Annotated in this window: 17 protein-coding genes; 7 read left to right on the top strand and 10 right to left on the bottom strand. The window is 74.8% G+C overall.

The genetic code is table 11. From position 1 onward, the window contains the following. Positions 1–10 precede the first annotated feature (10 nt). Together ACF1BN_RS36550 and ACF1BN_RS36545 are read left to right on the top strand one after the other, a co-directional pair. On the top strand, positions 11–448 hold the full coding sequence (locus ACF1BN_RS36550) for a DUF742 domain-containing protein (RefSeq protein ID WP_392335919.1): 438 nt from the start codon (positions 11–13) through the stop codon (positions 446–448). Next, positions 429–1,034 carry an ATP/GTP-binding protein gene (locus ACF1BN_RS36545; RefSeq protein ID WP_392335918.1) on the top strand — a complete coding sequence of 202 codons (606 nt, stop codon included), beginning with the start codon at positions 429–431 and terminating at the stop codon, positions 1,032–1,034. The genes ACF1BN_RS36550 and ACF1BN_RS36545 overlap by 20 nt, the downstream gene beginning before the upstream one ends. 45 nt (positions 1,035–1,079) lie before the next feature. On the opposite strand, the gene ACF1BN_RS36540 is transcribed toward ACF1BN_RS36545, so the two are convergent. The 3 genes from ACF1BN_RS36540 to ACF1BN_RS36530 all read right to left on the bottom strand — a co-directional run bounded on the left by ACF1BN_RS36540 (position 1,080) and on the right by ACF1BN_RS36530 (position 3,798). Then, the gene (locus tag ACF1BN_RS36540) at positions 1,080–2,267 is read right to left on the bottom strand and encodes a lipid-transfer protein (protein ID WP_392335917.1); all 1,188 of its coding nucleotides are present in this window, start codon (positions 2,265–2,267) and stop codon (positions 1,080–1,082) included. Then, positions 2,264–2,731 (bottom strand): Zn-ribbon domain-containing OB-fold protein, encoded by a 468-nt coding sequence (locus ACF1BN_RS36535; protein WP_392335916.1) that lies wholly within the window; start codon positions 2,729–2,731, stop codon positions 2,264–2,266. The genes ACF1BN_RS36540 and ACF1BN_RS36535 overlap by 4 nt, the downstream gene beginning before the upstream one ends. Before the next feature lie 167 nt (positions 2,732–2,898). Continuing rightward, entirely contained in the window at positions 2,899–3,798 is a 900-nt protein-coding gene (locus ACF1BN_RS36530; RefSeq protein ID WP_392335915.1) for a M15 family metallopeptidase, read from the bottom strand. A 60-nt stretch (positions 3,799–3,858) separates the two neighbouring features. On the opposite strand from ACF1BN_RS36530, the gene ACF1BN_RS36525 reads away from it, so the two are divergent. Beyond that, positions 3,859–4,386, top strand: coding sequence for an NUDIX domain-containing protein (locus ACF1BN_RS36525; RefSeq protein ID WP_392335914.1), 528 nt, complete (start codon positions 3,859–3,861; stop codon positions 4,384–4,386). Between the two features lie 63 nt (positions 4,387–4,449). Here the strand turns inward: ACF1BN_RS36525 and ACF1BN_RS36520 are convergent, their stop codons facing one another. Then, positions 4,450–5,256 (bottom strand): DUF4253 domain-containing protein, encoded by an 807-nt coding sequence (locus ACF1BN_RS36520; RefSeq protein WP_392335913.1) that lies wholly within the window; start codon positions 5,254–5,256, stop codon positions 4,450–4,452. 188 nt (positions 5,257–5,444) lie between these two features. Then, the gene (locus ACF1BN_RS36515; protein ID WP_392335912.1) at positions 5,445–7,793 is read right to left on the bottom strand and encodes a glycoside hydrolase family 31 protein; all 2,349 of its coding nucleotides are present in this window, start codon (positions 7,791–7,793) and stop codon (positions 5,445–5,447) included. A gap of 213 nt (positions 7,794–8,006) precedes the next feature. Here ACF1BN_RS36515 and ACF1BN_RS36510 point away from each other — a divergent pair, with 213 nt between their 5' ends. Then, positions 8,007–9,986, top strand: a complete 1,980-nt coding sequence (locus ACF1BN_RS36510) for an acetoacetate--CoA ligase (RefSeq protein WP_392335911.1) — start codon at positions 8,007–8,009, stop codon at positions 9,984–9,986. 60 nt (positions 9,987–10,046) lie between these two features. On the opposite strand, the gene ACF1BN_RS36505 is transcribed toward ACF1BN_RS36510, so the two are convergent. Next, a complete protein-coding gene (locus ACF1BN_RS36505; protein WP_392335910.1) occupies positions 10,047–11,072 on the bottom strand; it encodes a CU044_5270 family protein in 1,026 nt (341 codons plus the stop codon). Then, positions 11,069–11,809 carry an RNA polymerase sigma factor gene (locus ACF1BN_RS36500; RefSeq protein ID WP_392335909.1) on the bottom strand — a complete coding sequence of 247 codons (741 nt, stop codon included), beginning with the start codon at positions 11,807–11,809 and terminating at the stop codon, positions 11,069–11,071. The genes ACF1BN_RS36505 and ACF1BN_RS36500 overlap by 4 nt, the downstream gene beginning before the upstream one ends. 133 nt (positions 11,810–11,942) lie before the next feature. Here ACF1BN_RS36500 and ACF1BN_RS36495 point away from each other — a divergent pair, with 133 nt between their 5' ends. Further along, positions 11,943–13,643, top strand: a complete 1,701-nt coding sequence (locus tag ACF1BN_RS36495) for a serine protease (RefSeq protein ID WP_392335908.1) — start codon at positions 11,943–11,945, stop codon at positions 13,641–13,643. A gap of 72 nt (positions 13,644–13,715) precedes the next feature. Here ACF1BN_RS36495 and ACF1BN_RS36490 read toward each other — a convergent pair whose 3' ends face one another. Next, on the bottom strand, positions 13,716–15,035 hold the full coding sequence (locus ACF1BN_RS36490) for an aminotransferase class I/II-fold pyridoxal phosphate-dependent enzyme (RefSeq protein ID WP_392335907.1): 1,320 nt from the start codon (positions 15,033–15,035) through the stop codon (positions 13,716–13,718). Between the two features lie 47 nt (positions 15,036–15,082). Here ACF1BN_RS36490 and ACF1BN_RS36485 point away from each other — a divergent pair, with 47 nt between their 5' ends. Both ACF1BN_RS36485 and ACF1BN_RS36480 read left to right on the top strand, forming a co-directional pair. Beyond that, positions 15,083–16,366 (top strand): MFS transporter, encoded by a 1,284-nt coding sequence (locus tag ACF1BN_RS36485; RefSeq protein WP_392335906.1) that lies wholly within the window; start codon positions 15,083–15,085, stop codon positions 16,364–16,366. A gap of 37 nt (positions 16,367–16,403) precedes the next feature. Next, complete coding sequence (locus ACF1BN_RS36480) at positions 16,404–17,303, top strand: hypothetical protein (protein ID WP_392335905.1); 900 nt, start codon at positions 16,404–16,406, stop codon at positions 17,301–17,303. A 76-nt stretch (positions 17,304–17,379) separates the two neighbouring features. Here the strand turns inward: ACF1BN_RS36480 and ptsP are convergent, their stop codons facing one another. Then, positions 17,380–19,050, bottom strand: a complete 1,671-nt coding sequence (ptsP, locus tag ACF1BN_RS36475; protein ID WP_392335904.1) for a phosphoenolpyruvate--protein phosphotransferase — start codon at positions 19,048–19,050, stop codon at positions 17,380–17,382. Positions 19,051–19,131: 81 nt separating this feature from the next. Further along, positions 19,132–19,581, bottom strand: coding sequence for a PTS glucose transporter subunit IIA (locus tag ACF1BN_RS36470; RefSeq protein ID WP_392335903.1), 450 nt, complete (start codon positions 19,579–19,581; stop codon positions 19,132–19,134). Between the last annotated feature and the right edge of the window lie 453 nt (positions 19,582–20,034).

Below are 20,034 nucleotides of genomic sequence, written 5' to 3'. Positions count from 1 at the left end.
GCCGCCCCGCATGAGCGACGCAGCCGAGCGCGGCCGGACCGGACGGGACACCCCCGGCCGGGAGACGCCCGCCCCCCACCACTGGTACGACGACGACGCGGGACCCGTCGTCCGCCCGTACGCGATGACCCGCGGGCGGACGAGCGCCGCGGAACGCCACCGGCTCGACCTCATCGCCGTGGTGGTCCCCGAACCCGCCGCCGACGACCCCGGCCGCGACCAGTCGCTCTCCCCGGAACACGTGGAGATCGTCGAACGCTGCTCGGAGCAGCCCCAGTCGATCGCCGAGCTCGCCGCAGGACTCGACCTCCCCGTCGGGGTGGTCCGGGTCCTGGTGGGCGACCTCGTCGACGAGGAACTCGTGCACGTGACCCGCCCCGTTCCGCCGGCCCAGCTGCCGGACGTGAGCATCCTCCGCGAGGTGATCAATGGCCTTCGGGCGCTCTAGCCGCAAGAAGAACCCCGTCGAGCCGGTGACGCTGAAGATCCTGGTCGCGGGCGGCTTCGGGGTCGGCAAGACGACACTGGTCGGCGCGGTCAGCGAGATCCGGCCGCTGCGGACCGAGGAGGTCCTCACCGAGGCCGGCCGCCCGGTGGACGACCTGCACGGCGTCGAGGCGAAGACGACCACCACGGTCGCCATGGACTTCGGCCGGATCACCCTCCGCGAGGACCTCGTGCTGTACCTGTTCGGCACCCCCGGACAGGACCGCTTCTGGTTCCTCTGGGACGAGCTGGCGCAGGGGGCGCTCGGCGCGATCGTGCTCGCCGACACCCGCCGCCTGGAGGACAGCTTCGCCGCCATCGACTACTTCGAGCGGCGCGGGATCCCCTTCACGGTGGCCGTCAACTGTTTCGAGGGTGCCGGCCGCTACCCGACGGAGACCGTGCGGGCGGCGCTCGACCTCGACCCCGAGGTCGAGCTGGTGATGTGCGACGCCCGCGACCGCGAGTCGGTCAAGGGCGTCCTCGTCGCCCTGGTCGAGCACGCCCTCGTCCTCGCCGACCGGGGCCACGAGCCGGTGGCGACCTGACCGGTGTCCGAGCGCTGTCCGGGCGCCCCGGCCCCGGGCGGCGGCTCAGCGGACCGCCACCACCGCGGAACCGTGTCCGAACAGGCCCTGGTTGGCGGTGATCCCGGCCCGTGCCCCCGGCACCTGCCGGGCGCCGGCCGTGCCCCGCAGCTGCCAGGTCAGCTCGCAGACCTGGGCGATCGCCTGCGCGGGCACGGCCTCCCCGAAGGAGGCCAGCCCGCCGCTCGTGTTCACCGGCAGCGCGCCGCCGAGCCGGGTCACCCCGTCCCGGAGCAGCTTGGCGCCCTCGCCGCGACCGCACAGCCCGATGTCCTCGTACCACTCCAGTTCCAGGGCGGTGGACAGGTCGTACACCTCGGCCAGCGACAGGTCCTCCGGCCCGAGCCCCGCCTCCTCGTACGCGGCCCGCGCGATCGAGGCGCGGAAGGAGTGCGGCGACGGCGCCACGGCGGTCGTCGAGTCGGTGGCGATGTCGGGCAGGTCGAGGACCGTCCTGGGGTACGTGGGGGAGACCGTCGACACCGCCCGGATCCGCACCGGGTCCGGGTGCCCGTGCCGGCGCGCGAAGTCCAGGCTGGACAGCACCAGCGCCGCCCCGCCGTCGGAGGTGGCGCAGATGTCGAGCAGCCGCAGCGGATCGGCGACGACCGCGGAGGCGGCGACCTCCTCGGGCGTCACCGCCTTGCGGTAGCGGGCCAGCGGGTTGAGCGCCCCCGCGGCCGCGTTCTTCACCTTCACCTGCGCGAAGTCCTCGACGGTGTCCCCGTGCACGGCCATCCGGCGGCGGGCGAAGAGCGCGAAGTAGGCGGGGTTGGTCGCGCCGAGGAGCCGGAAGCGCAGCCAGTCCGGATCGTCCGGGCGCTCCCCTCCGGCGGGGGCGAAGAACCCCTTGGGGGCGGAGTCCGCGCCCACGACGAGGACCGCGTCGGCGAGCCCGGCCAGGATCTGCGCCCGGGCCGCGCCGATGGCCTGCGCGCCCGAGGCGCACGCCGCGTAGACGCTGGTCACCCGCGCTCCCTGCCAGCCGAGGGCCTGGGCGAAGGTCGCCCCGGCCACGTACCCGGGATAGCCGCACCGCACGGTGTCGGCCCCGACGACGGATCCGATGTCCGACCAGCGCACGCCCGCGTCGGCGAGCGCGGAGCGGGCGGCGGCGGTCCCGTACGAGACGAAGCTCCGCCCCCACTTGCCCCAGGGGTGCATTCCGGCCCCGATGACGGCGATGTCGTTCACGCCCGGCCCTCCGTCGTCGCCACGGGCCGCCACCGCCAGGTGGTCCAGACGTGCTCGGCGTCCTCATTCAGCACCCCGGGCACCACCTCGACCTCCGCCCCCACCGCGAGGTCCGCCGTCCGCACGCCGTCCGCGACCTGCCCGAGCACCACCATCCCCTCCGCGCCCAGCTCGACGGCGACGAGGACGTACGGCTCCCAGGACGCGTCCGGGTCGGAGACGTACGGCGCGGGCGGGCGGTAGCGCCCGTCGGTGTACGACCACACCCGCCCGCGCGGCGGGAGCGGCAGCTCGTCGAGCGTGCCGTCACCCCCGCACCCCGGATTCCGGCAGAAGTCGTCCACGCGCGGGAAGAAGACCGCCGCGCAGGCCGAGCACCGGGTGGCGAGGAGCCGGAACTCCCCCTCCGGGACCGTGTCGTCGGTGAACCAGCCCGCCACCACGGGCCTGCGCGTCCGAGCCATCTCCGGAACCTCCCGCCGATCTGGCGAAGCGTCAGAAGTCTGGTCCCGAGTCTGGCACGGCTCCACCGGCCGGGGAAGACACCGGTGCCGGCCCGGGCGGCCTCCCGGAGGCGGGGGACGCGGGGGGCGCGGGGACGGGGACGCGGGGACGCGGGGGACGGAGCTGGTCAGTGCCCGGCCACCGACCTCCTCGCCACCGGGAAGTCGAAGAACGTCGACGGGAACGGCTCCGGCCGGAACGTGAAGTGCCACCACTCCTCCGGCAGGTTCACGAACCCCTCCGCCTCCAGCACGCCCTTCAGGAGCAGCCGGTTCGCCCGCTGGACGCCCGTGATCCGCGGATCGTCGGTGTGCGAGAGCGTGTCGAAGCAGTCGTACCCGGTCCCCATGTCCACCGAACTGTCCGGGAACCGCTCCTTCCACGGCCCGGTGCACGACGTCAGCCGCTCGCCCGGCACGTACGCGCGCGTGGGCGCCGCCGGAAGCCGCACGACCGTCAGGTCCACCGTCGAACCCCGGCTGTGTCCGGACTTCTCCGCGATGTAGCCGTCCGCGAACAACCGCTCCTTGGCCACCAGCGGGTAGAACTCCGCCTTCATCCGCTCGTCCGCCAGATCCTCCGCCCAGCGCACGAAGTGGTCCACCGCCCGCTGCGGCCGGTAGCAGTCGTACACCTTCAGCGTGTACCCCCGGGCCAGCAGCCGCCGCTGCGCCCGGCGCAGCGCCTCGGCCGCGGGCCGCGTCAGCACGCACAGCGGCTGCCGATATCCGTCGATCGGCTCGCCCACGAAGTTGTGCGCCGTGGTGTACCGCATCTCCTGGAGGATCGTCCGGTCCACCGAATCCAGCGCCACGAACTCCCGCGGCGCCTTCGGCTCGGGCGAGGCGACGGCGGGCCGGGGGATGGCGGCGAGCGCGGCTGCGACGGGTGAGGGCACGGCAACGCCGGGCGAGGCGACGGGTGGGGGCGAGGCGGCGGCGGGCGAGGCGACGGCCCCCGTGAACGCGAGGAGGACGGCCGCGCCGGTGACGGCGAGGGAACGCGAGGCAGAGGCGAGTCCGGTCATGCGCACCGGGTCTACCAGTTCCGCCCCCGCCGGGAAACCCCCATCGCGTACGGTCCCCCCGTGACCGACACCGTGCCCGCGCCCCCCGTCCTCCACTCCCACTGCTCGGCCTGTGGAGCCCCGTACCCCGCCGGTACCACCGCCTGGCCCCGTACCTGCCCCGTCTGCGCCACCACCGCCTACCGCAACCCCCTCCCCGTCGCCGTCGCCCTCCTCCCCGTCACCTCCCCCCGGGGCACCGGCCTCCTGGCCATCACCCGGGCCATCCACCCCGGCCACGGCGGCATCGCCCTCCCCGGCGGCTTCATCGACCACGGCGAGGACTGGCGCACCGCCGTCGTCCGCGAACTCCGGGAGGAGACCGGCCTGGACGCCGACCCCGGCGGGGTCCGCCTCGCCGACGTCCTCGGCTCCCCCGAGCACCTGCTGGTCTTCGGTCTCCTCCCGCCGGTCCCCGCGGACACGCTGCCCGCCTTCACCCCGACCTCGGAGACCTCCGCCCGGCTCGTCGTGCCGGAGCCGCGCGAGCTGGTCTTCCCCCTCCACACCGAGGCCATGAGGAAGTGGTTCGCCGGCGCGTACGGCTGACCCCCACCGGGCCCCCGCCGCCTCAGCCCCACACCGCGCCGCCTCAGCCCCACACCGCGCCGCTCAGTCCCACCAGAAGGTCCACTGGTCCGCACCCACCAACTGCTCCGCGTACGCCCCGAGGTCCTCGCAGGAGCCCTGCCACACGTTGTCCGGGCAGAAGGCGAAGTGCTCGGCGGCGACGCGCAGGGCCTCGGCCGGGGTGGTCGGGGGAGCGGCGACGGAGAGCCGCAGCGTCGCGAAGCCGACGGCGAACACCCGCGCGCCGAAGCGCCGTTCCCAGTCGGCGACGACGGCGGCGATCCGCGCGGTGTCGCCCTCGTGGTTGGCCGGCCCCGACCAGCCGGCGACGGCCAGCGCCTCAGCCCCGGAGGCCGCCTCGACCAGCCCCAGCCGCGCCTCGGTGCCGAAGGACAGGAGGAGGTCGGTGAGCTCGGCGGCCAGTAGGTCGGGGTCCTCCACCGCCTCCCGTCCCGGGGCGAGGCCGGGCCAGACCGCGCCGTACGGGGCGGTGACGGCGTGCCGCTGCTCGGGGGAGAGGAAGTCGTCCTCCTCCACCGAGGTGGCGGACTCCCACCAGCGGACGAGCACCGCCTCGGGGGCGTGGTCGGCGGGACGGGACGCCCCGTCCGGGTACAGCTCGCCCGTCGCCCACGGCCGGAACTCTTCGGCGCCCGCGCGCAGCGGTTCGAGCAGCAGCGGCCACAGCCCGGTCCGCGCGTGCGCGGCCCGTATCCGCCCCCATGCCCCGAAGGGCGCGGGCCCGTCGCTCAGCCACAACGGCCGTGTGTCACCGCCCCCTTCGTCCGCCGTGACCAGGCGGCCGGGAGGAAGCTCGACGTCAGCGCCCAGCAGGGCTTCAGGGTTCATGCTCCGGATGCTAGGCGCAGGGTCCGACAACACCCTCCGCCCCCGCACACCCCTCGCCGCTCCCCCCGGCAGCTCTCGGCCCCCGGCGCCCTGCCTCGGCCTCACTCCCCGCGTCACCCGCCCGGCTCGACCCCCGGCGCCCACCTCAGCCCGCCTCGACCCCCCGCCCCAGCCCCCCTCGCCCGCCCTCACACCCCCCGTACCCGCACCGGCAGCCCCGCCTCCACCGGCCCGTCCTCCGTCATGCGCTCCACGACCACCCGGCCCTCCACGAGCCGCGACTGGTACCGCTCGATCTCCGCTGGCTCCCAGCCGTCGCCGGTGTCCCGGACGACGAGGCCTCCGCCCGTCCGCCCCTCCGCGGGCGCCCACACCTCGAGCCCGAGGCCGCCGTCGTCCCCCCGCACCGGCAGGACCGCACCCGCCCGGGCCAGCACCGGCACGCGCGCGAGGGGCGCGTCGAGCAGCACCTGCCCCGGGCCCTCGTACGCCGCGCCGGTCGCCGTGTCGTACCAGCGGCCGCGCGGCAGCCGCACCGCCCGCCGGTCCGCGCCCCGGTGCAGCACCGGAGCCACCAGCAGCGCGTCGCCCAGCAGGAACGCGTCGTCGCACTCCCGCAGCTGCCGGTCCTCCGGCGTCCCCCACCACACCGGCCGCGCGTAGGGCGCCCCCGTCATCCGCGCGAGCCGGGCGAGGGTCGTGAAGTACGGGTGCAGCCGCTCCCGTTCGGCCAGCGCCACGCGCGCGTGCTCCAGCACCTCCGGGCCGAACTCCCACGGCTCGCGCCGTCCCGCGTCCAGCGCCGCGTGCGTCCGGAACAGCGGCAGCCAGGCGCCCAGCTGGTACCAGCGCAGGAACAGCTCCGGCGACGGACTCCCGTCGAAACCGCCCACGTCCGGCCCCGAGTACGGCACCCCGCACAGGCCCAGCCCCAGGACCAGCGCCAGCGAGGCCCGCAGCCCCGGCCACCCGGTGGCCACGTCACCGGACCAGGTGCCCCCGTACCGCTGCATCCCCGCCCACCCCGAGCGCGTGAACAGGAACGGCCGCTCCTCCGGCCGCAGCCGCCGCAGCCCCTCGTGGCCCGCCCGCGCCATCAGGAGCCCGTACACGTTGTGCGCCTCCCGGTGGTCGCCACCCCGCCCGTCCAGATGGTGCCGGGCCGACCGGGGCAGCGTCGGATCGCCGAACGGGGCGAACGACACCGGCTCGTTCATGTCGTGCCACACGCCCGAGAAGCCCTGCCGCAGCCGCTCCTCGTACAGGCCGCCCCACCACTCCCGTACCGCCGGATCCGTGAAGTCCGGGAAGGCGCACTCCCCGGGCCACACCACCCCCCGCACCTCCTCGCCCCGAGCGTCCCGTACGAACGCCCCGGCCGCCCGCCCCTCCTCGTACAGCACGTTCCCCGGCTCCGCCGCGATCGCCGGGTCCACGATCGACACCAGCCGCACGCCCTCCTCGCGCAGCTCCTCGGCGAGCCCCGGCAGATCGGGGAACCGCTCCCGGTCCACCGTGAACACCCGGTGCCCGTCGTAGTGGTCGATGTCCAGATGGAGCGCCGACAGCGGCAGCCCCCGATCCCGGTACCCGGCCACCACCCGCCGCACCTCGGCCGCGCTGCCGAACCCCCAGCGCGCGTGCTGCGGTCCCAGCGCCCACGCGGGCGGGAGCGCCGGCGCCCCGGTCAGCGCGGCCCAGTGGTGCAGCACGCGCGCGGGGGTCCCGACCACCACCCAGCAGCGCAGCGGCCCGCCCTCCATCCGCAGCTCGCTCGTGCCCGGCCGGTCGTGCCCCGATCCTGCCCCTTCCTCGCCCTCCGCCAGGGTCACCCGCCCGTCCCACGCGTTGTCGTGGAAGGCCAGGTGCGTGCCCGCGTCCGCGACCACGAACTGCACCGGCATCGTGATGTACAGCGGATCGTCGCCCGGCCCGAACCGCCCCTTGGGGTCGGTGTTCCACAGCCGGTACGAGCCGTCCCGCAGCCGAGGCCCCGACGAACGCCCGCCCAGCCCGAAGAACCGGGCGTCCGCCGGCACCTCGGCCCGCTGCGCCCACCGCGACGGCCCCCCGCCGACCGGCTCCCACCAGCGTGGCGGCAGGTCCCTGCGGAGCATCACCCCGCCGGGCGTCCGGATCTCCACGGCCCCGTGCCGCGAGACCGCCACCGTCACCCGCTCCGACACCACCCGCCAGCCGCCGTCCGTGTCCGGCTCCAGGACCGCCCGCGGGTCCGGCTCGGGCACCGGACCCGCCAGCGCGTACGACGGCTCGGGCGCCGCCCCGTCCCACCCCCAGAAGACCGCGCCGCCCGCCGACACGCAGACCCGCAGCGACGACCGGGCGAACCGCACGATCCCCCCGCCCGGCAGCCCCTCCGCACCCTCCGCGAGGCCCGGCACCCGGGCCCGCTCCGCCCCCCGCCGCGGCAGCGCCGCCGCGTCCGCCCGCCGCTGACGCCACTCCGCCCGTACCGTCCTGAGCCCCCGCACCGAACCGAACACCCTCACCGAACGCACCAGTCCACGACCGTCCATGGAGATCACACTGCCAGCCGCCGGCGGCGTCGCGAGCCCCGTTCAACTGCCGTTCACCCGTGGTGGGAGCACATGTTCAACCTGCCGACCACGGGCGGGCTGCCCTGGTGCGAAAGCCGCTCCCATGGCATCGTCCTGTCAGCCGTGTCACGCGCACACCCCCGCACGTGCGCGCGACACACGCCGACCCGCGTACAGCCAGGGAGCCACCCGATGACATCTGCGCCGACCGAGCCGACCGAGCCGCTCTGGCAGCCGGACGAGGAGCGCATCGCCCACGCCGCCGTCACCCGCTTCCAGGCGTGGGCCGCCGAGCGCCACGGCGCCCCGGCGGACGGCGGATACCCCGCGCTGCACCGCTGGTCCGTCGACGAGCTGGAGACCTTCTGGCAGGCCGTCGCCGAATGGTTCGACGTCCGCTTCTCCACCCCCTACGCGCGCGTGCTCGGCGACCGCTCCATGCCCGGCGCCGAATGGTTCCCCGGCGCCCGCCTCAACTACGCCGAGCACGCCCTGCGCGCCGCGGACGAGCGCCCCCACGACACCGCGCTCCTCCACGTGGACGAGACCCACGAACCCACCCCGATCACCTGGGCCGAACTGCGCCGCCAGGTCGGCTCGCTCGCCGCCGAGCTGCGTACCCTCGGCGTCCGCCCCGGCGACCGCGTCAGCGGCTACCTGCCGAACGTCCCCCAGGCCGTCGTCGCCCTCCTCGCCACCGCCGCCGTCGGCGGTGTCTGGACCTCCTGCGCCCCCGACTTCGGCGCCCGCTCCGTCCTCGACCGCTTCCAGCAGGTCGAGCCGGTCGTCCTCTTCACCGTCGACGGATACCGCTACGGCGGCAAGCAGCACGACCGCCGCGACACCGTCGCCGAGCTGCGCGCAGAACTCCCCACCCTCCGCGCCGTCGTCCACATCCCGCTGCTCGGCACCCCGGCCCCCGAGGGCGCCCTCGACTGGGACGGCCTGGTCGCCGCCGACGTGGAGCCGGTCTTCGAGCAGGTGCCGTTCGACCACCCCCTGTGGGTCCTGTACTCCTCCGGCACCACCGGCCTGCCGAAGGCCATCGTCCAGTCCCAGGGCGGCATCCTCGTCGAGCACCTCAAGCAGCTGGGCCTCCACTGCGACCTGGGGCCCCAGGACGTCTTCTTCTGGTACACGTCCACCGGCTGGATGATGTGGAACTTCCTCGTCTCCGGTCTCCTCACCGGCACCACCGTCGTCCTGTACGACGGAAGCCCGGGCCACCCGGACACCGGCGCCCAGTGGCGCATCGCCGAGCGCACCGGCGCCACCCTGTACGGCACCTCCGCCGCCTATGTGATGGCCTGCGCCAAGGCCGACGTGCACCCCGGCCGCGACTTCGACCTGTCCGCCGTCAAGTGCGTCGCCACCACCGGTTCGCCGCTGCCGCCCGACGGCTTCCGCTGGCTGCACGACGAGGTCCGCGAGGACCTGTGGATCGCCAGCGTCAGCGGCGGCACCGACGTCTGCTCCTGCTTCGCCGGCGCCGTCCCCACCCTCCCCGTGCACATCGGCGAGCTCCAGGCCGCCGGGCTCGGCACCGACCTCCAGGCCTGGGACCCGTCCGGCAAGCCGGTCGTCGGCGAGGTCGGCGAGCTCGTCGTCACCAACCCCATGCCGTCCATGCCGATCCACTTCTGGAACGACCCCGACGGCAGCCGCTACCGCGACAGCTACTTCGAGATGTTCCCCGGCGCGTGGCGGCACGGCGACTGGATCACGATCACCGACCACGGCTCGGTCGTCATCCACGGCCGCTCCGACTCCACCCTCAACCGCCAGGGCGTCCGGATGGGGAGCGCCGATATCTACGAGGCCGTGGAACGGCTCCCCGAGATCCGCGAGTCCCTCGTCATCGGCCTGGAGGAGCCGGACGGCGGATACTGGATGCCGCTCTTCGTCCACCTCGCCGACGGCGCCACCCTCGACGAGGACCTGATCGCCCGGATCAGGACCACGATCCGCACCGAGCTCTCCCCGCGCCACGTCCCCGACGAGGTCATCGAGGTCCCCGGCGTCCCCCACACGCTCACCGGCAAGCGCATCGAGGTCCCGGTCAAGCGCCTCCTCCAGGGCACCCCCCTGGAGAAGGCCGTCAACGCGGGCTCCGTCGACAACCTCGACCTCCTGCGGTTCTACGAGGCACTCGCGGCGACCCGCGGCGCCTGACGCGCCGAAGGGGCGCCCCCCCCGCGGGGGGCGCCCCTCCAGGACGGACCACGTCCGGGATCAGCCGGGCAGCTGCCCGGCACGGGCCACGGCGGCCTTGGCCAGCACCGCCGTCCCGCTCAGCACCGTCCCCGCGGGCCCGGCGTCCGAGGCGACCGCGAGCACGGTCCGCTCCCCGAGGAAGGCGGACGTCGACCGGTCGAAGACCCACTGGGTCCGCTCACCGCCGGAGGTACGGGCCACGGCCACGCCCTCCCGGTCGGCCGCGTCCCGCGCCGAGGGCACCGTCACGACACCCGGGATCCGCGCGGCCGCCTCGAACAGCGCCGCCGTCACCTCCGGCGGCGCCCAGGTCTCGGCCAGCAGCGTCCCGATCGCCGTGAACGCCCGCTGGTCCGCGTCCCCGCCGCTCGCCCGGGTCTGCTCGCGCACCAGCCGCAGCAGCGCCTCCGGGTCGGTCGGCAGCCCCGCCACGAAGGCGTGCGTCGGAGCCGTCACCGACGGCCCCTCCGGCTCCAGGAACGTCCGCCGGGGCTCGGCGCCCCGATGCTCCAGCTCGTACACGGGCAGCCGCGGCGACAGCTCCTCGTCGGCGGCCCCCTCCTCCCGCAGCAGCCCGGCCCGGCTCCCGTCCGCCGACAGCCACACCTGTCGCCGGTGCGCGGGTTCCACGACGACGGCCCCGCCATCGGCCGGGCGCCCGGCCCGGGACACCAGGCTCTCCACGTACACGAACTCCTCCGGCCGCGCGTCCGGCGCGGGCGCGGAGGCGGCCGCGAGCGCGGCCCGCGACAGCAGCGCGGAGGCACCCTCGGCCCGGACGACCGGGCGCTGGTCGCGCGGCTCCGGGGGAGCGGCCACGAGCACCGCCCCGGCCGCGACGCCGCACACCACGGCGGGCACGGCGAACCGCACCGCCTTCCGGGTCCACCACACGGCGGGCCGCGCCGGCCGCGCCGCGGCCATCAGGCTCCGCCGCAGCTCCCGCTCGCGGTCCGGCGCGAACTCCGGTACGGCGGGCGGGGGCAGCAGCTCCGTCAGCTCCGCGCGCAGCGTGTCCTGAGGGCGGGGATCGATGTCGTTCATGCCGGCTTCTCCGGGGAGGTTCGGGGGACGAGGACGGTACGGCCCGTACGCGCGGGCGGGGCGGCGCCGGCCGGGATGCCGGAAGGCACGGCACCGGAGAGGGGCGCGGGCCGGGTCACGGGCTCGGGCGGGGGAGCGGGCGCGGGCGCGGGGGCCGGGACCGGGCCGCCTCCGGGCGCCCGCGGGCCGCGCGTACGGCGGCCGGAGCGCAGCTCCGCCTCCGCGAGCGCCCGCAGTCGCTCCCTGGCCCGGGAGAGCCGGGACCGTACGGTGCCGACGGGGATGCCCAGCGCCTCGCCCGCCGTCGCGTAGTCGAGGCCGGCCCACACGACGAGCCCGAAGACCTCCCGCTCGCGGCGCCGGAGCCGACCGAGGGCCACCCGGGCGGCCCGGAGCCTCTCCTCGTCCGCGAGCCGCGAGGCCACCGCGTCGCTGAAGTCCGGAAGCACCCCGCGATCGGGCACGCGCGCCAGCGCCGCGTCCCGCCGCCGCGCCTCCCGGGCCGCCCCGCGCAGCACGTTGGTCGCGATCCCGAGCAGCCACGGCCGCAGGCTGCCACCCTCGGCGTGCACCTTGCCCCGGCAGCGCCACGCCTCCAGGAAGGTCGCCGACACGGCGTCCTCGGCCGCGGCCCGGTCGCCGCACACGCGGTACGCGTACTGGAAGAGCACCCGCGCGTGTTCGTCGTACGCCTCACCGAGCGCGGAGGGATCCCCGGCCCGGAAACGTTCTCTCATCTCTTGTTCCACACCGGGTACTGACCGCCGGTTCACCCGGGTTCCCGTGACCCGCGCCACACGGCATCCCGGCCCTGCCCTCCTTGTGGCGCAGGTCACGGGAACTCCGTCCGCCCAGGGCCCAGTTCCCTGCATGAACGAAACACCGAAGACCGGATCCAACATCCGACCTGCTGGATCCGATGGCCGACCTGCTGGATCCGATGTCCGACCTGTCGGATCCAAGATCCGACCTGCTGGATCCGATGTCCGACCTACCGGATCCAGGATCCGCCCCGCCCTCCCCGCCCTCGCCCTCGTCGCCGCCCTCACGGCCACCGCCTTCACCGCCCCGCCCGCGGTCCCGGCCGCCGCCGCGCAGAACGAGACGGTCACCCTGACCCTCCGCCACCTCGACCGCACCGGCGCCCCGACCGACGCCTACTCGACCCGCGTGACCGGCATCTCCGGACCGGGCGAGGACGTCAGGGAAGCCGCCCGCGACGCCTCCGGCACCCTCACCCTCCGCCTGCCCAAGGGCCGCTACCTCCTCGACTCGGAGGTGTACCCCCTCCACCAGGGCGCCGGCACCGACTGGCTCGTCCAGCCCCGCCTCGACCTCGACCGCGACACGACCGTCACCATCGACCCCCGCACCACGTCCCCGGTCGACGTGCGCCCGCCCGAGACCGGCGCCGAACCCCGGCACGCCATGTCCTTCGTCGAGGTCCACCACGGCGGACAGACCCGCTCCGTGAACCTGATGTCCTCGGCGACCGGCCTGCGCGTGGCCCACCTCGGCCCCGCCGCCGAACCCGGCTCCGTGACGGCCACGTTCGACGCCTACTGGATCGGCGAACGGTCCGACTACGGTCTCGGCTACCGCTTCTCCTCCGGCCGCGCCCTCACCGGCTTCGTGCGCAGGCCCACCCCCGGCGACCTGGCCACCGTCCGGGCCACCGCGGCCGATCCGGAGGGCGCCGGCGGTGTCGGCGCGGCCGCGATCCAGCCGTCCGAGGGCACCACCGTGGGACTCACCAGTGAACTCGTCCGTCCCGGCACCGCCACCTTCCATGTCACCCCCGAACGCGGTACCTGGGAGCTCTCGTACATGACCCCCGGCACGCCGGGGGCCCGACCGAACCTGTACGAGGCGCGGGACGTCCAGGTCCGCCCCGGCGCCACCACCACGCACACCTTCGACAACGCCGTCCGCGGTCCGGCCCTCGACCCGGGCCCCGACGCGCCGCCCGCGCTCGTCAGGGAAGGCGACCGGATCGCCCTCGACCTGCCGCTGCTCGCCGACGGCGAGGGCCACGCCCCCTCTGATCCCGTCTTCCGCTCGGCCGCCACGACCCTCCATCGCGACGGCGTCCTCGTCGGCACGCACCGGGGCACTCCGGGCCGGGCCTCCTTCACCCTCAGCGCACCCGACCCGGCCCGCTACCGGCTCACCGCCACCGCCTCGCACGGCACGGGCACGGGCACGGGCGAGGGCCGCACCACCGCCGTCTGGACCTTCGACTCCGCCGCGACCGCGGCCCCGGCCGCGCTCCCGCTGAGCGTCGTCCGCTTCACCCCGCCGCTCGCCCTCGACGGCACCGCCCCCGCGGGGGCGACGGTCCGCGTGCCGGTCACGGTCCAGGGATCCGCCGCCGAGCCCGGCCCGCGCTCCCTCCAGGTCCGGGTCTCCGTCGACGGCGGCACCACGTGGACCGAGGCTCCGGTCGTCGACGGCGCCGTCGAGATCCGCAACCCGGCCCCGGGCCGTACGGTCTCGCTGCGCGCCACCCTCACCGACATCGCGGGCAACACCCTCGACCAGACCCTCGGCAACGCCTACCGCACCCGCTGAACCACCCGCGCACGCGCGCGTGAGCCCGCCGTCCGGCCCTCCCCGGCCCGGACGGCGGGCTCACGCGCTCCCTCACCCCCCGTACGTCGCCTGCGCGTCGCCGAGCACCCGCGCGAAGTCCCCGGCCAGCCGCTCCGCCGCCTCCGGCAGGAGCATCGACGCGGTGATCCGTACGGCGGGTGGCGCGTCGATCCGGAACCGGGCGCCCGCCGCCACCCACCAGCCGTGCGTCCGCAGCCCGTTGACCACCGCCGACTCGTCCCGCACGGGGACCCACACGTTCAGTCCCCCGGGCCCGACCGCGCGGATCCCCCGCGCGCCCAGCGCGTCGATCAGGGCACGCCGCCGCTCGGCGTACGCGGCCTCGCCCCGCGCCACGAGCCGCGCCACCTCCGGATCGGTGAACAGCCGGACGACGGTCTCCTGGAGCACGTGGCTGACCCAGCCGGAGGTCATCAGCATCCGGCCGTCGTGCCGTGCGAGCGTCACCGCGTCCCCGGTCAGCCCGGCCCACCGCAGGTCCACGCCCAGCCGCTTCGAGACGGTGCGCACCTGCGCCCACCGGGCCGGCCGCAGCGCGCCGACGGTCGGCGCCGGGGGAGCGTCGAGCTCGGCGAGGTAGTCGTCCTCGATCACCAGGACCTCGGGGAACTCCTGGAACAACGCTCCCAGTTCGTCCCGCCGCGCGGGCGTGAGCGCGGCTCCGGTGGGGCACTGCGCGCGCGGGCTGAACACGATCGCCCGCACCCCGGCCCGCAGCGCCGCCCGCACCGCGTCCGGCGTGATCCCCTCGCCGTCCACGGCGACCGGCACCATCCGCAGCCCCAGCGCGGGCACCAGGTCCAGCAGGTGGTGGAAGCCGGGGTCCTCGACGGCCACGGCGTCACCGGGCCGCAGCTCCACGGCGAGGAGCCGGGCGATGCAGTCGAGCGCCCCGTGCGCGAACGTCACCCGCTCCGCGGGCACGCCGTCCCGCCGGAACCACGTCCGGGTCAGCTCCTCCAGAGCGGCGAGCCGAGGGGCGGCCCGGTGCGAGCCGTGGACGGGCGTCACGTCGCCCGGCGGGTGCAGCACCGGCAGGAAGGCCGGGTCGGGCAGGCCGCTCGCCAGGTCGGTCAGCCCCTCAGGGATCCGGGGAGGGCGCCGGGACGCCACGGAAGGCGCCTCGGCCACGACCGTGCCGCCCCGGCCCCGCGTCACCACGAGCCCCCGCCCCCGGAGTTCCTTGTAGGCGGTCGCCACCGTGCCGGGGCTGACCCCCAGATCGTCCGCCAGTTTCCGTACGGGGGGCAGCGCGTCGCCCGGCGCGAGCTCGCCCTCGGCCACGCCGCGTTCCACGGACGCGGCAATCCCCTTGGCCGTCGTTCCTTCGATCGCATATTGTGTTGCCACGTTCAAAACTATGTATCAATACATAACTCGCGTCAAGGGGGAATCACGTGAGCCGCCCGTCCTCGTGGCACCGCACCGCACTCGACCGCATCCCCGGAGGCCGCGACGGCCGCCGCATGCTCGTCGTCAGCATCATCGACAAGACGGGCACCGGCCTCTGGGCAGGCTGCACCGCCCTCTACTTCACCTACGTCTCCGGCCTGAGCCTCGCCCAGGTCGGCCTCCTCATGACGGTCTCCGGCGGCGTCGGCATAGCCGGAGCCCCGCTCGCCGGCCTCCTCGCCGACCGCTTCCCCCTCGTCCGCGTCATCGTCGGCACCCAGCTCATGCGCGGAGCCGCCCTCCTCGCCCTCCTCACCACCGATCACTTCCTCCTCCTCGTCCTCTACTCCGCCCTCGGAGCCCTCCCCGACCGCGCCGGCAGCGTCCTCATCAAGCTGTACGCCGCCCGCCAGGCCGGCGCCGACCGCGTCCGCTATCAGGCCATCCAGCGCACCACCGTCAACATCGGCTGGTCCCTCGGCGGCGTCGGAGCCGCGGCCGCCCTCGCCACCGGCTCCGACCGCGCGTACACCTACCTCCTGATCGGCAACGTCCTCTCCTACCTGGCCATCGCCGTCCTCACCCTGCGCTGCGCCGAACCACCCGCCCCCGCCCGCGCCGCCGCCACACCAACCGACGCCCCCCGCCCGGAGTCCGCCGGGCCCTGGCGCGACCGCACCTTCCTCGGCTACACCGCGACCGACGCCGCCCTCTTCCTCGACGACACCATCCTCCAGGTGGCCGTCCCCCTCTGGATCGTCCACGCCACCGACGCCCCCGTCGGCCTCGTCCCGCTCCTCCTCGTCCTCAACACCGTCCTCGTCGTCCTCTTCCAGGTCCCCCTCGCCCGCTTCGGAGCCACCACGCGGGCCGCCCGCCGCCTCCTCGTCCCCCTCTCCGGACTCTTCGTGGCCGGCACCCTCGCGCTCGCCGCGTCCGCCGCCGGCGGCCGCACCCTCGCCATCGCCGCTCTCGTCGTCGCGGTCGTCGCCCTCACCTTCGCCGAGATCCTGCACGCCACCTCCTCGTGGGAACTCTCCGTCGCCCTCGCGCCCGCCGACGCCCAAGGCGCCTACCTCGGCGTCCACGGCCTCGCCCAGTCCACCCAGCGCTTCGCCGGCCCCCTCCTCGTCACCGGCGTCATGACCGTCGGCCCCCTCGCCTGGCCCGTCCTCGGCCTCGCCCTCGTCGGAGCCGCCGCGGCCCAGCACCGCCTCCTCCGCGACCGCGTCGAGAAGCCCACCCCGTCGTCACTGTCAGTGGCGACGGTTACGGTGAGTGAGCGCTGATCGTCCGTGATCGGAGCTCCGCACCCGAGGGGGACCCATGACCACCACCCGCACCGCGACCCGCCTCCGCCGCGCCCTGCGCCGCGAGATCCCCAGCACCGTCGGCCTCCTCGCCGACGAGCAGGACTTCACCGCCATGCGCCGCTACCGCACGTTCCTCTTCGACGACCACTCCGCCTACCTCAAGGAGGTCGAGGCGCTCCTCAAATCCCTCGCCCGCCAGGGCACCCACACCACCGTGGCCCTCTTCGACCCCGACGAATACCTCTCCTTCTGCGCCGAGACGGGCCTCGCGCCCGACGACCCCACCAGCCGCAGCCGCTTCACCGACCACCTGGCCACCACCGGCGCCCGCGTCGTCTACACGGGCCAGCCCCTCACCGTCCTCCTCCCCGAACTCGTCGACACCGCCGTCCGCCGCGCCACCTGGGAGTACGCCACCACCGTCCTCGCCACCGCCGGAGACTGCCCGGACTGCGGCGTCGACCTCGGCCGCGACGCCTTCGACCGCGCCACCCGCCTGCTCCTCGGCCTCCTCGACGGCGCGGGCACCGGCGCCCACCATCTCGTCTGCAGCGTCCCCGCGGCCGACGACCACCTGCTGGCCGTGCTCCACACGAGCCGGGACGAACAGGGCACGAACCACCACGACCCCACCGCCGCCACCGAGTTCACCGCCGTCCTCGCCGCCGGGATCGTCCTCGCGTCCCCGGGCGGCCTCGTCCTGCGCGCCACCCACCCCGGCCGCCCCGACCGGCTCCACGGCTGGCGACTCACCGACGGCACCCTCAGCCCCCTCACCGAGGCGGAGGTCTTCGCCGCCTACTGCACCGACGCCCGCACCGGCGAACCCCTTCCCCCCGAGCACGGCGTCGACCACCGCGCGGGCTTCCCCCTCGCCCCCGGCCCCCACGAGCACCGCCCGGACCGCGACTGACCCCGGACACGACGGAGGGGCTTCCCGTCACCTGGTGACGGGAAGCCCCTCCGGACCACGCGCTACGACTCCGGGATCACTCCCCGGACAGCACCGCCTGCGCGGCCAGCCGCGCCTCGTGCGCCGTGTCCGCGGCACGCGCCGCGGACGCCGCCCGCTCGCACTGCGCGAGCGTGTACTTCGCGAGCGTCGCCCGCACGTACGGGATGGACGCCGCGCCCATCGACAGGGAGGTGACCCCCAGACCCGTCAGCACACACGCGAGCAGCGGATCCGAGGCGGCCTCGCCACAGACACCACAGCTCTTGCCCTCGGCCTTGGCCGCCTCGGCGGACATCGCCACCAGGTCGAGCAGCGCCGGCTGCCACGGGTCCTGAAGCCGCGACACCGCGCCCACCTGACGGTCGGCGGCGAAGGTGTACTGCGCCAGGTCGTTGGTGCCCAGGGAGAGGAACTCGACCTCCTGGAGGATCGAGCGGGCCCGGAGCGCGGCGGAGGGAATCTCCACCATCGCGCCGAACTTCGCCCGGAGCCCCGCCTCGCGGCACGCGTCGGCGAACGCCTTCGCGTCCGTCCGGTCGGCCACCATCGGCGCCATGACCTCCAGGTACACGGGCAGACCCTCGGCGGCCTTGGCCAGCGCGGTCAGCTGCGTCCGCAGCACCTCGGGGTGGTCGAGCAGGGACCGCAGCCCCCGCACGCCCAGCGCCGGGTTGGGCTCGTCCACCGGCGTCAGGAAGTCGAGCGGCTTGTCGGCACCGGCGTCGAGCACCCGCACGACCACACGGCCCTCGGGGAAGGCTTCGAGCACCTTCCGGTAGGCGTCGACCTGCTTCTCCTCGGACGGAGCCTTCTGGCTGTCGTCGAGGAAGAGGAACTCGGTACGGAACAGGCCGACGCCCTCGGCGCCCGCCTCCACCGCGGCCGGCACGTCGGCGGGGCCGCCGACGTTGGCGAGCAGCGGCACCTTGTGACCGTCCGACGTGGCGCCGGGACCGCTGGACGCGGACAGCGCGGCCTTCCGCTCCTCGGCGGCCTTGGTCAGCGCCGCCTTCTTCTCCTCGCTCGGGTCGACGAAGATCTCGCCGGTGGAACCGTCCACCGCGATCTCCGTGCCCTCGGCCAGTTCACCGGCGCCCGGCAGCGCCACCACGGCCGGCACGCCCAGGGCACGCGCCAGGATGGCGCTGTGGCTGGTTGGCCCGCCCTCCTCGGTCACGAACCCGAGCACCAGCGCGGGGTCGAGCAGCGCCGTGTCCGCCGGCGCCAGGTCGCGGGCGATGAGCACGTACGGCTCGTCGCTGTCCGGGACACCGGGCATCGGCACGCCGAGCAGCCGCGCGACGATCCGGTTCCGCACGTCGTCCAGGTCGGCGACCCGGCCCGCCATGTACTCGCCGGCACCCGCCAGCAGCTCGCGGTAGTGCGAGAAGGCGTCGTAGATACCGCGCTCGGCCGTGCTGCCGACCGCGATCCGGCGGTCGACGTCGGCGATGAGCTCAGGGTCCTGGGCGATCATCGCCTGGGCCTCCAGCACCGCCTGGGCCTCACCGCCGGCCAGGTTGCCGCGCGCGATCAGGTCCGCGGCCACGGCCTCCACCGCCTGACGGGCGCGCCCCTGTTCGCGCTCCGCCTCCTCGGCGGGGATCGACTTGGCGGGCGGTTCCAGGACCGCCGTGCCCATGTGCCGCACCTGGCCGATCGCCACTCCGTGGCTGACGCCGACGCCTCGCAGCGTTGTCTCCATCTCACCCGTCTCCGATAGAGCGGCGGCCGATGCCGCCGCGTTGAATGTCGTACTCGCGGCCGTCCTGAGGACGGACCGGGCTCAGCTCCAGTCGAAGAGCTGGTCGCCGGCCTTCACGTCGCCGTCCTCACGGACGTCGGAGAGCGAGTCGGCCGTGGCCTCGAGGGCGACGACGGGGCAGATGGGGGACTTGCCGGCGGCCTCGACCGCGGCGGGGTTCCACCGCACGACGGCCTGGCCGCGCGTGACGGTGTCCCCCTTGTTGACGAGGAGCTCGAAGCCCTCGCCGTTGAGCTGCACGGTGTCGATGCCGAGGTGCGTCAGCACGCCGTGTCCCTCGCCGTCCACGACGACGAAGGCGTGCGGGTGCATGGAGACGATGACCCCGTCGATGGGGGAGACCGCCTCGGAAACCTCACGTACGGGATCGATGGCGGTGCCGGGCCCGACCATGGCGCCGGAGAAGACCGGGTCGGGAACGTTGGCGAGACCGATGGCGCGTCCAGCAAGTGGCGACGTCACGGTTGACATGGGAAGCCTCCCAGGGGCGGAGATCGTGTGGCGCCGCCACACCTGTCCTGGGCGGCGCGTACTGTTCAGAAGCGTAAGTCATAAGAAGTCCCGGTTCCGCACGAGACGTACCAGTTGGCGGACCTAGGGACTACCGGAAACGATTTGCCTCTACTGACGGTGGGATGTACTGTCGTACTCCTGCCTGACCCCAACGCGGCCTTGAGTCGCGGGTCGGCAGCACCTATCAAGCCAGATCCTAACCCCAGTGGTCTACACCTCTGCCTGCCCCGGTTCCTTCCGGAGAGCGCGGAGGGGATGGTCAGGGGGACCGAGAAAGCCTGGTAATGTTTGACCCCGCCGGAAGGCCCCGAGGAAAACAAATTCGGGACCGGAAAGCACCGAGGAAATCGGATCGGAAAGATCTGATAGAGTCGGAAACGAAGAAAGCGCAGGAAGCGCCCGGAGGGCCTG

Origin of the sequence: Streptomyces sp. NPDC014861 (assembly GCF_043081625.1) — a bacterium.
In the GTDB taxonomy this organism is placed as follows: Bacteria; Actinomycetota; Actinomycetes; order Streptomycetales; family Streptomycetaceae; genus Streptomyces.
The sequence above is the reverse complement of the archived record's forward strand: the minus strand, read 5'-3'. Positions and strand labels throughout refer to the sequence as shown.

Coding starts and splice junctions, on each gene's coding strand:
- ACF1BN_RS36550 (WP_392335919.1), top strand. CDS start 11: ATGAGCGACGCAGCCGAGCGCGGCCGGACCGGACGGGACACCCCCGGC.
- ACF1BN_RS36505 (WP_392335910.1), bottom strand. CDS start 11,072: ATGAACGACATCGATCCCCGCCCTCAGGACACGCTGCGCGCGGAGCTG.
- ACF1BN_RS36500 (WP_392335909.1), bottom strand. CDS start 11,809: ATGAGAGAACGTTTCCGGGCCGGGGATCCCTCCGCGCTCGGTGAGGCG.
- ACF1BN_RS36470 (WP_392335903.1), bottom strand. CDS start 19,581: ATGTCAACCGTGACGTCGCCACTTGCTGGACGCGCCATCGGTCTCGCC.
- ACF1BN_RS36545 (WP_392335918.1), top strand. CDS start 429: ATGGCCTTCGGGCGCTCTAGCCGCAAGAAGAACCCCGTCGAGCCGGTG.
- ACF1BN_RS36495 (WP_392335908.1), top strand. CDS start 11,943: ATGAACGAAACACCGAAGACCGGATCCAACATCCGACCTGCTGGATCC.
- ACF1BN_RS36510 (WP_392335911.1), top strand. CDS start 8,007: ATGACATCTGCGCCGACCGAGCCGACCGAGCCGCTCTGGCAGCCGGAC.
- ACF1BN_RS36530 (WP_392335915.1), bottom strand. CDS start 3,798: ATGACCGGACTCGCCTCTGCCTCGCGTTCCCTCGCCGTCACCGGCGCG.
- ACF1BN_RS36535 (WP_392335916.1), bottom strand. CDS start 2,731: ATGGCTCGGACGCGCAGGCCCGTGGTGGCGGGCTGGTTCACCGACGAC.
- ptsP (WP_392335904.1), bottom strand. CDS start 19,050: ATGGAGACAACGCTGCGAGGCGTCGGCGTCAGCCACGGAGTGGCGATC.
- ACF1BN_RS36515 (WP_392335912.1), bottom strand. CDS start 7,793: ATGGACGGTCGTGGACTGGTGCGTTCGGTGAGGGTGTTCGGTTCGGTG.
- ACF1BN_RS36480 (WP_392335905.1), top strand. CDS start 16,404: ATGACCACCACCCGCACCGCGACCCGCCTCCGCCGCGCCCTGCGCCGC.
- ACF1BN_RS36520 (WP_392335913.1), bottom strand. CDS start 5,256: ATGAACCCTGAAGCCCTGCTGGGCGCTGACGTCGAGCTTCCTCCCGGC.